The following is a 17,188-nucleotide window of genomic DNA, read 5'->3' on the forward strand; positions in this document are numbered from 1 at the left end:
TCATGGGGAGTTTTTATGGCTCTGGTCATCAAAGCCGCTGTGGTTTTTAAGCAGATCTTTTAACCCTCTAAACAAGGTTAATAAGCTTTACCTACTATAATTTTTATTAGTATTGTGTGAGTCAGTTAACACTTCTAAGGTGGCGGCTGTAATCTAGGGCTTTAGCTTGCGATACTGCGGCAATTTTCCACACTTTACTGCGCCAATCTAGGCGTATTTCTCTTCAGGAATCTAATGGATAAAACTTTAGAAAAGTCCCTCACTCACTGGCTTAAATCGCAGAAATCATCTTGTGGTATTTTCCTTAAATTAGCCATTTTTACCGGGGCCGCTAATGGGGTGGCAATTGTTGCCCAAGCTTACTTGTTGGCGACCATCCTCCATGGGGTGATCATGCTGGAATTACCCATGGGCAGTTTTACGCTGCAATTTGGCGCTTTAATTAGTTTAATTCTAGTCAGAGCGGTGCTGGCATATGCTAGAGAGCGTTTGAGTTTTGAAGCGGGTAAACGCCTTCGTGGCGACATTCGTGAAGCTGTGCTCAATAAGCTCACCGATTTAGGTCCAGCTTTTATTAAAGGTAAACCAGCAGGGGCATGGGCCAGTGTGGTTCTTGAGCAAGTTGAAGATCTGCACGATTTTTATGCTAAATATTTACCGCAAATGATGCTGGCAGCGTTTATTCCGCTAATTATTTTAGTGGCGGTATTTCCGCTCAATTGGGCCTCAGGGCTGATCTTACTGGCCACAGCGCCGTTGATCCCCATGTTTATGATTTTAGTGGGCATGGGCGCCGCCGATGCTAATCGTAAAAACTTCAGCGCGCTGTCACGTTTAAGCGGCCATTTTATGGATCGCTTAAAGGGCATAAGTACCCTCAAGCTGTTTCACCGCGCAGAAGCTGAAGTAAAGCAAATCGAAACTGGCTCAGAAGACTTTAGGCAACGCACTATGTCAGTGCTGAGAATGGCATTTTTAAGTTCGGCGGTACTGGAGTTTTTTGCCGCGCTATCTATCGCTGTGCTGGCGGTGTATTTTGGCTTTAGCTACCTAGAGCACCTTAATTTTGGTCATTATGGGGTTAAAATTAGTTTATTTACCGGTATGTTTGTGCTGATTTTAGCGCCAGAGTTTTTTCAGCCATTACGTGATTTAGGCACCCATTACCATGCTAAAGCACAAGCCATTGGTGCAGCAGAAGCCTTGGTAGAACTTCTTGAACATCCTAATCCATTAAAGCAAGTTGACGAAAACTTTAGCGAGCAAACTGGCCAGCTGCGAAACACCGATCTCAGTAAAATTGTGATCACCGCAACAGATCTTGAAGTGCTCACCTTAGAGGGAAAACCCTTATTAGGGCCGATTTCATTTAGCATTAAAGCCGGCGAACATATTGCTATTGTTGGCCCAAGTGGCGCCGGTAAAACCAGTTTATTAAATGCCTTGCTGGGCTTTTTACCTTACAGAGGTTCACTGCAAATTAATGCCGCTGAGCTGAGTTTACTTGATAAAAACTATTGGCGCTCAAGGCTTGCTTGGTTAGGTCAAGACCCGCAGTTGTTCCATGGCTCTATCCGCGATAATGTCAGCCTAGGCAACGCACAGCTCAGCGATGCTGAGATTATGGCGTTACTGCAACAAGCCAATATTGCTGATTTTGTTCAGGCTCATCCCCAAGGGCTTGATGCCATTATTAGTGACCAATCAGCGGGTATTTCAGTGGGACAAGCTCAGCGTATTGCCCTTGCGCGGGCGTTGTCGCAACCTGCGAGCTTATTCTTGTTGGATGAGCCCACCGCCAGTCTTGATAACCAAAGTGAGCAACTGGTTAGCGCCGCCCTTAATCAAGCCAAGTTGCAGCAAACCAGCTTGATGATCACCCATCGATTAGACCAGCTACAAGATATGGATAATATTTTAGTGATTGATAATGGCAACCTTGTGCAACAAGGCGACTATAAAACCCTCAGCCAGCAACCGGGTTTATTCAAATCAATGCAGCAACAAGATGATGGTTTATCACTGTTTATTACTGCTGAATCTGATACTGACGCGGCAAACGTAAATAACCAAGCCGAAATGGCGCAGAGCATTGGCACTAAGGAGGATAAATAATGCAAGTTTTATATCCGTTCCTTAAATTGTTTAAACGCCAATGGCTGATGATGGCCATTGGCTTGTTTCTTACCTGTACTACTATCCTTGCGGGTATCGGTTTATTGTCATTATCGGGCTGGTTTTTATCCGCAACCGCCATCGCGGGTTTAACTGCAGCCACGGCATTAGCCTTTAACTTTTTTACTCCTGCTGGTGGGGTGCGTTTTTTCTCTATTGCCCGCACCGCAAGTCGTTATGGTGAGCGCTTAGCTACCCATGAGGCGACCTTTAAATTACTTACGGATTTACGGGTTTGGTCTTGGAAAAAGCTGTTTCCGCTTAGTGCCAGTAATCTGCAAGGGTTACGACAAGGCGACATGCTTAACCGTCTAGTGGCCGATATCGATACCTTAGATCATTTGTATTTACGCTTACTGGTGCCAATGACAGCGTCGTTATTGACCATCATTGCCTTGTATGCATTTTTATCTTGGTTTGATTTAACCCTAGCGTTAAGCCTATGTGGTTTGTTGCTGAGTGTATGGATTGTGCTGCCATTGATATTCTATCGCTTAGGCAGAAAACCTGGTGAGGCTGTGGTAGATGCTAAGCGCCACTTTAGAGTGTTAATCCTTGATGTTATTCAGGGACAAGCTGAATTAAGCATTTTTGCAGCTAATGATCGTTATAGACAAAAATTACGTGATGCTGAAACAGCCTTATTTAACAGCCAAACAGCCATGGCCAATATTACTGGTTTTAGCCAAGGGCTATTGATTGCGGTGAACGGTTTTGCTGTGGTAATGATGTTATATCTTGCTGGACAAGGCGTTGGTGCGCAGGTGCCGCCAGGCCCCTTAATGGCGACAATGGTGTTTGCTACTATGGCGTCAATTGAAATGATGATGCCAATCTCTGGGGCGTTTCAGCATTTATCTAGCTGTGTGTTATCGGCTAAACGTATTACTGAAATTACCGATCAGCAAGGGGATATTCAGTACGGTGAGCGCCAATTTCAAGGGGGTGAATTAGCTGCTACAGAACTTGAGTTAAACGACATTCACTTTGGCTATCAAGCTGAGCGGTCAATTTTAACCGGGGTTAATTTACATATAACCCAAGGCCAAAAAGTGGCCTTACTTGGGCCAACGGGCTGTGGTAAATCAAGCTTGCTTGCACTGATCACCCGTGAGTGGATGCCGCAACAAGGTCAAATCAGATTATCAGGTCATGATATTGCTGACTATGACGAAGTGTCATTACGCAACGCGATGACAGTGGTGAGTCAGCGGGTGCATTTATTTGCTGGCACAGTACGCGATAACTTAACCATTGCCTTACCTTATGTTGAGGGGCAAAAGAAAAAGGCCAATGATCAGCGCTTAATCGCAGTGTTAAAGCAAGTGGGCTTAGGCACGTTACTTGAGTCCGTAACGGCTACAGATCGCGGTGAAGAAATTGGTTTAGACAGCTGGATTGGTGACGGCGGGCGTCAGTTATCAGGTGGCGAACAGCGCCGAATTGGGGTGGCTCGTGCATTACTGCGTGATGCGCCTATTTTATTGCTTGATGAGCCAACCGAAGGGCTTGATAAACGCACTGAACGGGAAATTTTACGCTTACTGTTTACGTTTGCTGAAGGTAAAACCTTACTGATGATCAGCCACAGACTCACCGCCATGGCTGAAATGGATCAAATTCATATGCTGGATAATGGGCTGATTGCCGCCAGTGGCACCCATGAAGACTTAATGCAAGATTGTGCTGAATACCAAGGTTTATATAAGCATTTAGCCAAAGAAGCTTAATAGGACTGGTATCGTTAGAAAGGACTGTTATCGTTTGAAAGGAATTGGAAAACGCTTTTGAAACGATAATGACAACAAAAAAACGCTAATCGACTTGGGATTGAACCAAGCGATTAGCGTTTTTTTGTTTTAGCTCAAATCGAGCTGGTTATTTGCAGACTGTAAAGGTTGAAACTCATTTTTGGACATAAACCTTGCCAGAGATCTTACTAAATTAGCAATCTATAAATTAACTTTAGTAAGGCTAAATCTGGGCATTCCTGCTCAGAGTGCTTGAACTTTTATGCGTGATTTACAATTTACACCACATGTCCAAATCCAGCAAAAGCTACTTTACTATATGTATCTACAAAGGTTTGTTTTTCAATCCTACCCACTCCCTTCGGGTAGCGTCTATACTTAGTCCAGAGCGCACAAAAAGTGGGTCATCAAAGGTCACTCGCAGTTTGTCTAGTGTATGACTGACGGCAGATTGAGTAACCCCAAGTCGTTCAGCTGCCTTTGAAACCGAATTCTCTTCAAGAACGGTCAAAAGGTTCGAAAACTATGCCCGTTAAGCGACAAATAATCGATTTTATTCATATATATTATAGTTGTTTTGATGTGTTGTGATGGTTATCGTGTTGTTTGTTAAGTGCTTTATGTATTTAAGTTCAATTAAAAGGAAATCAAAATGTTAAAAAATAAGTCACCCCTTTTGCTTATCTGCTTACTCTCAATGTTCAAGCTGACGACTGCTTTTGCAGACACAGAAAGCACAACACAACCATCCAACACTCTAGAAACTGCTCAAGCTTTTTTATGGGCTGCAGGTTCGGGTGACATGGAAAAACTCAATGCGCTAATGTCTGATGACTTTGTTTGGCATAATGAAGGCGACAACCAAATACCTTGGATCGGCAATTGGGAAACAAAAGAGACTGTCCTTAATACCTTTCTTCCTCGTTTTGGTGCAGGCCTGAAAACCACAAGCTGGACTACAGACTATAGCTTCGTTAATGGCGACCAAGCCGTTTTTATGGGTAGCATGAGCGCGATTGCAACGGAGTCGGGAGCCGACACTGGAAAATTCAGCTGGGCTGTGCGTGTACACGTTGAAAATGGTAAGGTAAAAAGCTGGAACTGGTTCGAAGACAGTTTTGCCGTTTCGAAAGCGTTCCACGCTAAAAAGTAAGCATATAAATCTATCCCAAATAGAGACCCTAACAACAAAAGGCGCAAGTGATCACTTGCGCCTTTTTTCGTTGCTCTGTCCCGTCCTGAGATAAGTTGACAGTTTGGAGACTTATCTATGAAACCCTCAGATTCAACCAGTCGTAAACGTACACGGTGTGTAGTGGTATAGATAATTTGGCCATTCTATTGAATGTTATATTAGATTATTGAGGGTAAATAAAAACTGCTAAGCTTCGGGATATATCCATTTCAAATACCTTTTGGGGCATAAATGCGTTACAGCCACCAACTTTATACTTCGTTTATATTGGGGCAATTACTGTAATCCATCACTTCCATCTAATCCATTGCCTGCCGCAGGCTTATGTGCAGATACAACTGCGAGACGCTGCAAGTACGTCCCTGTAAGCTCTGCCAAAACATCCATGTTTTGGAAGCTCGCTGCTGCATCTACACTGGGATTATTGTCTCTTCGATTTGACTGTATTCGTGACAACTTTAAAAGCTAAATTACTCAAGTTGCGTGGGTGCTTTTGATCTTCTTTGAATGTTCAATTTGAATTGAGGTAAGCAAGAAAATTACGTGAGTCCAGGCATGGATGTCTGGCTAGCTTTCGAGGGGAAGGGACGCCCCATCGGAAGCGTTAGTGATTTTTGTAGCTTGCCGAAGCGGACTCAAAATGAAGTTAAAAGCTGGATTAATCCCCGTTGAAAACATGCGCTTTTCAGCATTTTTCGTTGGGGCTGCGGGCCTAATTCTTTAATAAAGAGTATAGAGGGTATTGCTGTTGATACCCTTTTAGTCTGCTCTTTACAAAAGAAGGGGCGAAGCGCCACGACCTTGATTTAGATTTTTTTAAAAATTTGAAATAAGCTTTGGGACAAACCTCAGTTAACCAGTCGATGCATCTGTTTATTATCAATAATCCTAACCTCGACTTTATCTAGCTTAGTGTCATTAACTAATTCGGCATCAGTGACTAACTCTTCATCTTTTATTGCAACAGCCAGCATGTTGTCTGCCACAAGCTTGCCTGTAATGGGTTTGTACTTGGCTAAAGGGCCGATAAATACCCCAGAGGCAATAGCAAAAAACTTTTGCCCTATATCTTCTAAGGTTCGCTGACTCGCACGCTCCCCTAATAACAAGCTTGGCTGAAATATCATTAGTTTAGGTAGGTTAAGCGCGACTAAGGCTTGCTGTACCTGACCTTTAGCACGATTATAAAAAATGCTTGAATTTGCATTGGCATCTAATGCCGTGACCACTGAAAAAGACCATGGCTTTGAACGGTTTCTGCTAAGTTGATGTTGTTGGATTAACTTAGCGAAATCAATAACTGCAGTCACATCTACTTTTTTAAAATTATCTTGGCTACCCGCTTGCTTAATGGTGGTGCCTAAACAACAAAATGCATGATCGATGTCGATCGGAATGGATAAACTGGGGATGTCTTCTAGCTGGCATTGAATAAAGCTGAGCTTGTCGATGCCGTGGGTGCCTTCAGCCAGTTGTGGCAGACGTCGACCTAAAACCATTACTTGCTGGTAGCGCTCATCAGCCAGTAATCCAAGTAACACATTTGCACCAATAAGCCCTGTGGCACCAATTATTGCAGCATTCATATTTTTCCTAAAGTACCAAGCCAGCATGTTGACTCTTTTTTATAAGTAGAGATTTTAGCATGGAATAAGCTTGTTAATACGGCTCAAAATAAGTGCGCAAAAGCGCTGCTGCATAGGTAGTTGAATAGGTAGTTGAATAGGTAGTTGCATAGGTAGTTGCATAGGTAATTGCAGGGTTATTAGTCCATAGCAGCTGCTATTGAACATTTATAAGTATTGGTTTTAGCATGGAATAAGCTTGTTAATATCATCAAGATAGCGCAGTATTTTGTGGCATAAATATAATGAATAAGCTGACCATTCAGTTTGAAAACATAAAAACAGGGAGACGTTATGGGATTATTTGATGCGATATTAGGTAACTCGTCAGAAGTTGATTTAGCAGAATTAGAGCAAGAGCTTGCGCCAATTTTGGCTGACAATGAGTCAGTGCATCTGGGTTATAAATTGATCCGCGATATGTTTGTGTTCACCGACAAACGGCTTATTTTAATCGACAAACAAGGCATGACGGGCAAAAAGGTGAGTTATCATTCAATTGCTTATAAATCGATGACTCACTTTATTGTTGAAACCGCAGGTACCTTTGATATGGATGCCGAGCTGAAAATTTATATTTCAGGCACAGAGCAACCCATAGTTAAAGAGCTAAAAAAAGGCACTGATGTGGTGGGCATTCAAAAAGCCATTGCTAACTTTTCACTTTAATTGCGAGTTAATGTGTTTTATAACAAAGCAGCCAGCTAAAGTCTTACCATAAACCGCAGGCCAACAACAATTACTGAGTTAACATATCGGCTGAGCCATAGCGCAATCATTATGTGCGTATGGTTAGGCCTACTTTACATATTGGATAACGCAAATGACCACAGAAACTCCGCAACCATCAGCCTTGAATGATGCGCCTAAAGCCATTCAACTTGCGGTCGATTTAATTCAGTTACTTGAAGAAAATAAAATAGATACCACAACGGCGATTGAAGCATTACAAATCACCTTAGCTGATTTCAAAAAAAAGCAGCAACAGGGCGTGTAGAACACCCTGTATCGCTGCTTTATCTGTTATTCATTTGAGGCGATTAAATCGTAAATTTAGCAATATTTTTATCAACTTGCTCTGACAGTAATTTCACATTCTCACTTTCATGGCTGGTTTGCTCACTTGCTTGACCTGTTTCCAGTGAAATATTACTAATGTTGACCATAGCGCGAGCTACTTCATCAGAAACCGCTGATTGCTCAGTCGTTGCCGAAGAAATTTGTTCAGTCATTTGGTTAATGTTGTCTACATGCTGCACCACTAATTTTAAGTTTTGATCCGTTCTAGCCGCTGCCTCTATGGTTTGATTGGTAGCTTCTTTACCTGCATTCATGCTACTGGCTGCACTTTGAGCTAAGTGTTGCAGGGTCTCAATGATTTTGCTGATTTCCACAGTCGAGTTTTGGGTACTATGGGCTAAGCTTCTAACTTCATCAGCAACCACTGCAAAACCGCGACCAGCTTCACCAGCACGAGCAGCTTCTATCGCCGCGTTTAAGGCGAGTAAATTGGTTTGATCTGAAATGCTGGTAATCACATTGAGTACCTGGGCAATTTCTGCGGATCCCTGCTTAAGCTCATCGACAACCGCGCTGGCTTCATCAATTCTATGGGAGGTGTTATTTATTAATGTGATGGTATCTGCAACCATATCACTTGCGCCATTAATCATGTCGCTGGCTTCTGCAGTGGCACTCGCAGCGTTAAGGGTGTTACCTTCAACCTCTTTGATTGTCACAGACATTTGCTCAATAGCACTGACTACCGTTTGGATTTCACCCGTTTGATCTGAAACACTTCGATTAGTTTGTGCCGCAATAACAGAGAGCCCTTCTGATGCGCTCGACAGTGTTTTAGATGAGACATTTAAGCTATCGAGTAGCTGATGAAACTGACTTAACATCGCATTGATTGATTTACTTAGCTGACCCAGCTCATCATGCTCTTTGTCAATCACAATACGTTGTGTCATATCACCGTGCTCTGCTTTTAGCATCACCGCTTGAATATTATTAATCGGTCCCGTTATCGCTTTAATAATGAAAAATGAAATACTGAGCAAGATAGCCAGAATAACACCGACAACTAACGCCATCGTCATCATTGTTTTGTTTGCTGTCTCATTAATATCGCTAATATAAATACCCGTTCCCACCACTAAATCCCATGGCTGAAACATTAATGAGTAAGATAACTTGGGTTCAGGTTTACCATTGGCAACGCGTTTAAAGTCATATTCAACAAAGCCGCGATTATCACGATTTCGGGTGCCATCCAAAATCTCTTGATACAGGTAGCCGCCATCATTGTCTTGGACATGGGCGATATTAACCGCTACTTTTGCGCCTTTTTGGGATGCGCGAAGGATCATGTCGGAAGTGAATGCGAAGAAATAACCGTCATGACCATAACTGAGGTTTTGTAGGGTAAGGTAAAAGTCTTGCTTTGCCTCATCAACTGCAAGCTCCCCGGTTTGCACTTTTTGATAAACCGATTTAAGTAGACTTTCGACCGATTCGACTTGTACTTGTAGTTGGACCTTTTTGGCTTCGAGCATTTTCTGCTCGACTAAATCGATACCTTTATATCCAACAGCTATAATGGCGAATAATGAAATGAAGACGAAGAAACTGATCTTATGCTTGATGGTAAAATTCATGTAAACCTTTAATTTTTATTATCGTGTTTTATTTGAATCTGCTTAACGGTTCTGTAGCTGGTAACTTCCATTTTAAAAATGTGTTAATTTTGCGTTCCAAATAAAAAGTTGGTTGTGATTACGCTGTTGGTGTGAGGTTTTTGTTTGCCAACTTGAGTAAAAGGGTTGCTGATTATGCCCAAGAGTTAGCAGCATTAAAATAAAAATGATCGCCAGCTAAGGAGTTCGAGCCATTGTGCTGGTCGGATGTGTGCTGCTAGCGTTTTTGACTTTAAATAGTTGAGTTTTTAGTTGTAAATATACAATGTAAGCTGGTGCTTTATGCATCACAGGCCGTAGCCAGCTTGCTTTATAGCCATATGATTAAGCCCTTATATTCTAAAGAGCTTTAGCGGCTACTTGCTCATGAAGCTATAACGATGGTTAACGGACGATAAATTGATAAGCCGATAAATAGAACAAGACTCAAACCGTGCTAACTAAAATAATAAGGAACACACATGACCGAAGCTCACTTACCACTGACAGATTTCATCGAATATAGCCAAGCAGAGATGATTGAACGGGCGCAGCAAAACTATCAAAATGTAAAACGCCGTCATTCGATACGTAAGTTCTCTGATAGAGCGGTTCCTCAGCAGGTTATTGAGCAATGTATTTTAGCGGCAGGAACCGCGCCCAATGGCGCCAATCATCAGCCGTGGCACTTTGTCGCCATCAGCAACCCTGAGATTAAAGCGCAAATTCGCCAGCAAGCAGAAGCCATTGAACAAGCGTTTTATGCCGGTCGCGGCGGTGAAGAGTGGCTCGATAATTTAAAGCCATTAGGCACTAATGCCAGCAAACCTTATCTAGAAACCGCCCCTTGGTTAATTGCGGTGTTTTCTAAAAAACGCAGCGAAGATAATGGTGAGCAAAAGCAGAATTATTACGTGCATGAGTCGGTAGGCATCGCCACAGGTTTTTTAATTCAGGCGCTGCACAATGCAGGCCTTGGCACCTTAACTCACACTCCCAAACCTATGTCGTTTTTAAGTAAAGTATGTGGCCGAGATAATGACAATGAGCGCCCCTATATGCTGATTGTGGCTGGTTATCCTGATGAGAATGCTACGGTACCAGAGCATGCTTTACACAAGAAACCGTTAACTGAGATTTGTGATTTTTTATGATTACTTCCAGCCTTGTAACCACTGGCTGGTTTGTTTTAACTCGCGCCAATTGATAGCAAATTCTTGACCGTTTAGCTCTGCTCTAATCAAGCATTCAATCACGTTTTGTTGTTCATCAAAACTGACTTTGATGACCGAAAAGTGTTTTAGCTTTTCGGTCACATTGACCTTAGTCCACTTACTATGAAGTAACTTTTTTGGATGTAGTGGGTTCATTCATTTCTCCTAGTTGGTGGTTTATATCTCATCTGATTGTTTATTTACCTCATTACGTTATTACGTTGAATCGGGTTAAAAGGTTCAGCTATAGAAGGGTTCTGTTTCCAAACTCTGTTTGGATTAACATTGTGGTTTTTTCACATTCACACTTGCCCTCAATTTATTTTGCCATGTAAAAATCAAAGTCGTGGCGCTTCGCCCACACCAGAGTCAAGGGGGAAACTGCTTGTCCCCCTTAACAATCCCTCAGCCCCCCGACGAAAAATGCTGAAAAGCGCATAATTTTCGACGGGGATTGATCCAGCTTCTGACTTCGTTTGTTGCTAACTTCGGCCCCTGTTTATTATAAAGAGTGAAAATGCTAACGCTTCCGATGGTGAGTCTGAAGTAAATGGATTTACAAATGTCACGGTGGCATGGATGCTAAGGAGTGACCCTGCACCGCGAAAGCTATGCTCACATTCATGTGAGCATCACGCTATTTTCTCTGCGTCCTCAATTCAAATTGAGTCGGAGGCAAATAGATCTTCAACTCTTTAGCTTTTACTTGCCGCAATATATGAGGCTAAATCGAAGATATGAAAATTCCGGTGTAAGCGCAGCTGTGACCGTCCATGACATGGCGAAGTTTCACAGTGTGAAACGTTCTGAGCGAGAGGCATGGATGCCGAACTGGCCGTTTAACAAGGATGTTATTTGTTTTGGCAGAGCTTTCAGGGACCTTTTGATTTATATAAAGAATGCAGCGTGTCACAGTAGTGCTTGCACATAAGGTCGCTCTTTCACATCTGACCCATAGGGATTTGGGAAATGTCATGATGATGTCGGGAACATCATTGACCATGTGATCGCGACATTTGTATATCCTATACATCACCTGCGGCAGGCAATTGGTTAGATTGAAGTAATGGCCTGCTGTAACGGGGCCAATATAAATGAAGTTTAAAGCTTAATATCACTGTGTATTAACGCAGTTATATTAATCCTCTAAGAATTTTTCATTATTATCGAAGCCAAAATCAGGTCAATTGGCATCGATAAATTTGAGGTTGAAAGTTTAACTTATATATTTCATGGGTTTATCTTATTCATATTGAGTAACAATGGACCCGATAAATGTTCAGGCTCAACTTTGCGGAGTGATTAACCTTAATGCGGCCAATAAAGTAGGTATTAGTTCTTTTACATCAGTAAGTTACATGATAAATTGAATTTAAAATTAATTATAAGCAGGGATTTATCCGAGACGCTGGATAATAAGCTGTTATATCTTCTAATTACATGAGCGCGTTATGACTGAAAAAAACAAATGGATCATTTCTATAGCACTAGCTTTCTTAGGTGTAGTAATTCCTATCGCGCTGTATTTTAACTCTATTCCGGAACGAATTGTTGTATTTGAGGTGGTCTCAAAAACCGATTTAGTTGGCGCGCTAGATGGAGTTGATGAGCTAGAAATATCCATAAAAGAAAAACAGGTTAAAGAGGCCTATCTCTATTTGGTGAAATTAACAAATACAGGGACGGAGCCAATAATGGTAAGTGATTATGAGAAGCCAATACAGATTAAATTTGACGGCGAAATCCTATCTGTAAAAGCTAAGGAAAAGATACCAACTAACCTTTCCTTGGATTATTTGGTTGAAGGTGAAAGTGTTTTAGTAAACCCCTTCTTGTTTAATTCTGAAGAGGAGTTTTCACTTGAAATAGTATCATCATCAAAAAACTATCCATCAGTTGCATCTAGAATAGCTGGAATATCTGAAATAAAAGAAAGCTATCCTTCTGAAAGATCTACTATAAAGCTCGCAATTACTCTTACCTTGAGTTTCATTTTGTTGGTGTTTTACGCAAAATCCTTTAGGCAGTTTTTTGAAAAATTAAAACAAAAAGGTGTGAGTGAAAAGCTTACTTTATTTATTTTGAGTATGACCTGTGCATTTTCTTCCGTTTTACTAGCCAAAACAGTTATAGATATTGAGGCATACAGGTGGACAGTTTACTCCTCAATTGTAATACCTATTACTTTGGGAATGTATTGGGCTAGATTGGAGTTTAGATATAACAAGTCAATTCAACCGACCGCTGACGCGGCGGCTGATTGAGGCGTTATACGTCATTCAGAGAGATGAGTTTTATTATGGCAATCAGTGAGTTTGAAATAAAGCGTTGTGAGAAAGAGTTAGATAAGTTTATTGATGAGCATCGGCCTCCTGTTCATGTAAGAGACCAGCTTGATATTAGTTATCAAATTGAAAATCAAAGCGTTGTGCTATTTGAAATTAGAGCTAACTTTAGAAATCCATCGGAAAAATTAGATATTCCGATTGCGAAAGCTACATATGTGAAAACGCAAAAAGTGTGGAAGATCTATTGGCAAAAATCTGATCTTAAATGGCATGTATATGAACCTGTAGCAACAGTCAAACATCTAGAAGATTTCTTGAATGTTGTTGGTCAAAATCAGTACGATTGCTTTTTTAGTTAAACGTATAGCAAGGTAGTTATAACGGAACTAAAACAGTGGGTTACGCTTCGCTTTGCTACACATGTTAACCCGCAATTTTAGTCCGCTTATTGCGGCGTTACACGTACATTCGGAGTTGCCATGATCAAAACTGAAAGCATACAGATTCAATGTCCACAGTGTGGTGAAACTGAATTTGAACAACCTGATAATGTACAAGATGATGACTTTGTTAAATGTAATCATTGTAAATTTGAAATGATGCTGGCAGACCTTAAAGAGGTAGGTATTGAGCAAGCTAAGGAAGTCATTATTCCAGAAGCTAAAAAAGAAATTGAAAATATGTTAAAGAAAGCGTTCAAGGGGTTTAAATAAATGAGCAAATACGAAATTATAAGTAGTCTTGTTTCATTACTGGCTATAGTGGTTTCTTCAGTTTCATTAATCCGAACTCGTAAACTGGCTAAAGAACAACTAGAACTAGAAAGGGTCACTGCTGAGCTTTCTAAGCTTCAAATTGAAAGTATCGAATTAGAAAAGGCTGACAAAATAAAGCCTAAATTTAATGTATCGTTAACTAAATTAGGAAAGTCATATTCTTTCTATATTTCCAATACAGGGCAAGGCTCTGCATTTGACGTCAGGTTTGAGCTTGTTGACTGTGAAAACAGTCCACTTTGTAGTGATGTAGAAGAGAAATTCCCACATCCAGAAATGAAGCCAAATACCAGAGTTAAGTTAATCGCTGCAATATGCTTAGGCTCTCCATTAAAATACCAAGCAAAGATTACATGGAAAGACTTAGAAAAAGAAAGCCATGAGGAACTTTTTTTGGGTCACTGTATAGCACGTGTAGTAAGGTGTTTAAATTGAACTAAAACAGCGAGTTACGTTTAGCTTTGCTACGCATTCTAACCCACAATTTTAGTCCGCTTAGTGCGGCGTTACTAACCCACTTTTTGTCCAAAAAAAGTTACAAACCAATCCCAATCATGCCCCTAAAGTAGCGAGTTAACTAGCTATTAGACGCCAAAATCGCTTGTTGTAATTGCAGTAAATCATTCACAATAAAATCAGCCTGAGATTGATAATCAGGCTGCTTATTATGATTAATAAAAACCGACTTCATCCCCGCATTTTTCGCCGCTTGAATATCATATAAATAATCCCCTACATAAATCAGTGACGCAGGGTATAAATCCCAAGTGGTGGCGATGGCCAGCAGTGCATCTGGGGCGGGTTTGGCGGGATAACATTCGCGGGTTAATACCAGTTCGAGATTGATATTATTTTGCCTAAGCTTGGTGGCCGTGGCCGCTTTACTGTTGCGGGTAACAATGGCGCTGGGCAAACTTAACTGTTCAATGCTGCTGAGTAATTCATGCATATGCGGCAAGGCTTTGGCATTCGTGGCATCTTGTGTTTCATGGGCCAAGATAATTTGGTTGGCTCTATCTTGCAAAGGCGGATGGGTAATATCGGCGACAAAATCCAGTAGGTCAACATCGCATGGGCAACCTAATTCCTGTTTTATTTGGCTAAAATCCAGTGCTGATTCAACCAAGGTGCCATCTAAATCAAAAATGACGCCTTTAATGCCGGCCAAACTTTTCATTGCTAATCCTTGCAGTCAAAAATAGGGTGTTGATGGGTGATAGCCGTTCGCGCTGATGCTCTGATTCTACTCAGCTAATGCTTAGCTTATGTTTAGCTTGTGCTTATATGTGGCTATCAAATATAAGCGTATCTAGGGTAATACTAAATGGGCCTTGCTGTTTGGCTGCGATCAGTAACCCAATACGGCTGATATCAGCAAATTTTAACGCTGGCGCGCTGATATTTCTACCCCGAAAACGTGGCTGAAAATCTGTCACAGTAAATGTGTGTTCACTCCATTGCCCCGCTTGCGTATCAAAGTCGGCGGCATAAGCTTCACCAAAACTCAGTTTGGCGGTTTTTAGGCGTAATTGATAGCGTTTACCGTCACCAAAGACCCTAAGGGTAATACGGTCACTATAAGGGGCTGTTTGACGTAATTGAAACTCTATCGAGGCAAAGCCGCCATTATTATCTAGCGAGACATTACCGCTAAATACGGCATTTTGGCCTTGTTGAGAGTCAAGCTGACTTGCCGATAATCCGCCCATTACCGTGTCATTACTAATTTTAGCCTCTGTGACATGATTGGGGTTATCAAACTGAATTTCCATGGCGAGCGCCTTTATGCTGAGTAAATGAAACAACACCAAAGTGACAATAAAAAGCGGGGATAACTTTAGCATAATGCTGTGCCTCGAGGTTGTTTAGCTGGCATTTAAGTTGAGTTATGGTTTTGATTGATGATTTTAGTAAAAAAAGCGACTTATCTGGGTGAGGAATAAGTCGCAAAAGGTAACGCAGGGACGGGTAAATCGTGTTTAATCAATACTCATACTGGGTAGATATCAGTATTGAATTGGTTGTTACTCTTCTTCGGCAACAAAGTCATCCATTAGAATAACTGAAAACATAGAAGTGTCATTTTCTGCATCCACTGCAGCAACGCTGTATAGCCCATTTGCAGCTAAGCTCACTGGCAGTGGACCAATGGCAACAGTTTTAGTACCTGTTACAGTGACGCTTACGGTGTAATCACCTGGGGCAACACTTAAACTACCTGACGCTGCTTTAAATGGTACATCTGTTAGCGCAGGCTCTGATGCACTGATGTCGGCTGTAGGGGTGAGGTAAACATCGACATTACCCGCTGAGTACGAAGCGTGGATGACGTTTAATCTAGCTTCAGTTGCAATGCGGCGAGTGTGCTCGGCAAAGGCCCAAGGGCTAATGTCGTTGTCAGATAAAGAGCCGACTGCGAGCACTGAGTAGCTGGCACCTAGCATTAAATCGACTTCGGCATCTTTAATCACTTCAACTGAGTTATCAGCATCAGCTGCCACAGTGACTGTGTGCATGCCTTCTGGGATGTTGACGTAACCTGCAAATTGACCAAACGATAGCATGTCAATGGCGGGAGTCATGCTGCCATCAAGAAACACATCAACAGCAGGTGCGTCTGCTACGGCATGGACTACACGGATGTCGCTACCACTGCTCACATCATTTAAAAGTACTTGTGCATCTGGTAATGCCACTAACAGCGCGACAGGTGAGTCTCCTGACCATTCATTTGGGATTGCCGAAATGAAGTAATCATTACCTGCGGCTAAATTGACTGTGCCTGAATCAAACACCACGGTTTTGTCACCATTTGGGGTAATTCGAATTTGATAATCAGCGGTCGGCACTTCAAGCTGATCACTGTTATCCATGTAATTGGCCGATAAGGTTGGCTCCATCATGGCGATGTCTGCCATTGGCTCGGTGACGTAAATATCCACTAAACCCACATCAGGAGCAGCATGTAATACTTGCACTCGGGCATTGTCTGCGGTGATGTCGGCTTTTTCATTGGCAACCAACTTGAGCATCAAGTTTTCATCGCTGACGTTACCTAAAGCAACGGCGGTATATTCCATATCAGCAGCGGCGGCTAAGTCGGCTGACAATACCGTTGTAGTGGTGCCATCTGCAAGCTTTGCATCTACGGTAATGGCGTAGGTTGAGGCTTCAACTTCTAACAAACCACTTGAAACGGCGTAATCGACATCGGCTAATAACTGAGCGCCATCGGCAGTGACATTAACCATAGGCGCATCGCTTGATGCGTGAATAACGCGTACTTGGGCATATTCAATATTGGGGGTTTCTTCAATAACAATTTTGTCATCGTCATCATCTGAACAAGCGGTTAGGGCGATTAGTGAAAAGCACAGACCAAGGGAGTATTTCCGTTTCATCTTTATATCCTCAAATTCATTTTGTCGTATTGTCATGTCGATGGGTAATACGGCACTTGCTAATTTAGGATCATGTTTTTATTTA

Annotated in this window: 17 protein-coding genes; 10 read left to right on the forward strand and 7 right to left on the reverse strand. The window is 41.8% G+C overall.

The genetic code is table 11. The features are described from left to right. Positions 1 to 234: 234 nt before the first annotated feature. Complete coding sequence (cydD, locus tag BCU94_RS15530; RefSeq protein WP_102476893.1) at positions 235 to 2,115, forward strand: cysteine/glutathione ABC transporter permease/ATP-binding protein CydD; 1,881 nt, start codon at positions 235 to 237, stop codon at positions 2,113 to 2,115. Beyond that, positions 2,115 to 3,905: a cysteine/glutathione ABC transporter ATP-binding protein/permease CydC gene (gene cydC / locus BCU94_RS15535; protein WP_102476894.1), complete on the forward strand. Its 1,791-nt coding sequence runs from the start codon at positions 2,115 to 2,117 to the stop codon at positions 3,903 to 3,905. Before cydD ends, cydC begins: the two co-directional genes overlap by 1 nt. A 346-nt stretch (positions 3,906 to 4,251) precedes the next feature. On the opposite strand, the gene BCU94_RS19825 is transcribed toward cydC, so the two are convergent. Then, the gene (locus BCU94_RS19825) at positions 4,252 to 4,437 is read right to left on the reverse strand and encodes a LysR family transcriptional regulator (protein WP_277869670.1); all 186 of its coding nucleotides are present in this window, start codon (positions 4,435 to 4,437) and stop codon (positions 4,252 to 4,254) included. Between the two features lie 141 nt (positions 4,438 to 4,578). Here BCU94_RS19825 and BCU94_RS15545 point away from each other — a divergent pair, with 141 nt between their 5' ends. After that, positions 4,579 to 5,079 (forward strand): nuclear transport factor 2 family protein, encoded by a 501-nt coding sequence (locus BCU94_RS15545; RefSeq protein ID WP_102476895.1) that lies wholly within the window; start codon positions 4,579 to 4,581, stop codon positions 5,077 to 5,079. 890 nt (positions 5,080 to 5,969) lie between these two features. Here the strand turns inward: BCU94_RS15545 and BCU94_RS15555 are convergent. Beyond that, positions 5,970 to 6,707, reverse strand: a complete 738-nt coding sequence (locus tag BCU94_RS15555; protein WP_102476897.1) for a nucleoside-diphosphate sugar epimerase — start codon at positions 6,705 to 6,707, stop codon at positions 5,970 to 5,972. Between the two features lie 333 nt (positions 6,708 to 7,040). Here BCU94_RS15555 and BCU94_RS15560 point away from each other — a divergent pair, with 333 nt between their 5' ends. After that, positions 7,041 to 7,415, forward strand: a complete 375-nt coding sequence (locus BCU94_RS15560) for a PH domain-containing protein (RefSeq protein ID WP_102438386.1) — start codon at positions 7,041 to 7,043, stop codon at positions 7,413 to 7,415. Positions 7,416 to 7,569: 154 nt separating this feature from the next. Further along, complete coding sequence (locus tag BCU94_RS15565) at positions 7,570 to 7,743, forward strand: YbaM family protein (RefSeq protein WP_102476898.1); 174 nt, start codon at positions 7,570 to 7,572, stop codon at positions 7,741 to 7,743. 43 nt (positions 7,744 to 7,786) lie between these two features. Here the strand turns inward: BCU94_RS15565 and BCU94_RS15570 are convergent, their stop codons facing one another. Beyond that, positions 7,787 to 9,406 carry a methyl-accepting chemotaxis protein gene (locus BCU94_RS15570; RefSeq protein WP_102476899.1) on the reverse strand — a complete coding sequence of 540 codons (1,620 nt, stop codon included), beginning with the start codon at positions 9,404 to 9,406 and terminating at the stop codon, positions 7,787 to 7,789. A gap of 500 nt (positions 9,407 to 9,906) precedes the next feature. Here BCU94_RS15570 and BCU94_RS15575 point away from each other — a divergent pair, with 500 nt between their 5' ends. Further along, positions 9,907 to 10,578, forward strand: coding sequence for a nitroreductase family protein (locus BCU94_RS15575; RefSeq protein WP_102438389.1), 672 nt, complete (start codon positions 9,907 to 9,909; stop codon positions 10,576 to 10,578). Here BCU94_RS15575 and BCU94_RS15580 read toward each other — a convergent pair whose 3' ends face one another. Next, on the reverse strand, positions 10,579 to 10,794 hold the full coding sequence (locus BCU94_RS15580) for a TIGR02450 family Trp-rich protein (RefSeq protein WP_102476900.1): 216 nt from the start codon (positions 10,792 to 10,794) through the stop codon (positions 10,579 to 10,581). It abuts the gene before it with no gap. 1,295 nt (positions 10,795 to 12,089) lie between these two features. On the opposite strand from BCU94_RS15580, the gene BCU94_RS15585 reads away from it, so the two are divergent. The 4 genes from BCU94_RS15585 to BCU94_RS15600 all read left to right on the forward strand — a co-directional run bounded on the left by BCU94_RS15585 (position 12,090) and on the right by BCU94_RS15600 (position 14,137). Then, the gene (locus tag BCU94_RS15585) at positions 12,090 to 12,902 is read left to right on the forward strand and encodes a hypothetical protein (protein ID WP_102476901.1); all 813 of its coding nucleotides are present in this window, start codon (positions 12,090 to 12,092) and stop codon (positions 12,900 to 12,902) included. 35 nt (positions 12,903 to 12,937) lie between these two features. Continuing rightward, complete coding sequence (locus BCU94_RS15590) at positions 12,938 to 13,285, forward strand: DUF3024 domain-containing protein (RefSeq protein WP_102476944.1); 348 nt, start codon at positions 12,938 to 12,940, stop codon at positions 13,283 to 13,285. A 120-nt stretch (positions 13,286 to 13,405) separates the two neighbouring features. Continuing rightward, positions 13,406 to 13,639 (forward strand): hypothetical protein, encoded by a 234-nt coding sequence (locus BCU94_RS15595; RefSeq protein WP_102438397.1) that lies wholly within the window; start codon positions 13,406 to 13,408, stop codon positions 13,637 to 13,639. Then, complete coding sequence (locus BCU94_RS15600; protein WP_102476902.1) at positions 13,640 to 14,137, forward strand: hypothetical protein; 498 nt, start codon at positions 13,640 to 13,642, stop codon at positions 14,135 to 14,137. 142 nt (positions 14,138 to 14,279) lie between these two features. Here the strand turns inward: BCU94_RS15600 and BCU94_RS15605 are convergent, their stop codons facing one another. From BCU94_RS15605 to BCU94_RS15615, 3 genes are all read right to left on the reverse strand, one after another. After that, on the reverse strand, positions 14,280 to 14,879 hold the full coding sequence (locus tag BCU94_RS15605) for an HAD family hydrolase (RefSeq protein WP_102476903.1): 600 nt from the start codon (positions 14,877 to 14,879) through the stop codon (positions 14,280 to 14,282). Positions 14,880 to 14,982: 103 nt separating this feature from the next. Continuing rightward, entirely contained in the window at positions 14,983 to 15,546 is a 564-nt protein-coding gene (locus BCU94_RS15610) for a CIA30 family protein (protein WP_102476904.1), read from the reverse strand. Between the two features lie 180 nt (positions 15,547 to 15,726). Continuing rightward, positions 15,727 to 17,103, reverse strand: coding sequence for a DUF4397 domain-containing protein (locus tag BCU94_RS15615; RefSeq protein WP_198589932.1), 1,377 nt, complete (start codon positions 17,101 to 17,103; stop codon positions 15,727 to 15,729). Positions 17,104 to 17,188 lie beyond the last annotated feature (85 nt).

Source organism: Shewanella sp. 10N.286.52.C2, from assembly GCF_002874545.1.
Lineage (GTDB): Bacteria > Pseudomonadota > Gammaproteobacteria > Enterobacterales > Shewanellaceae > Shewanella.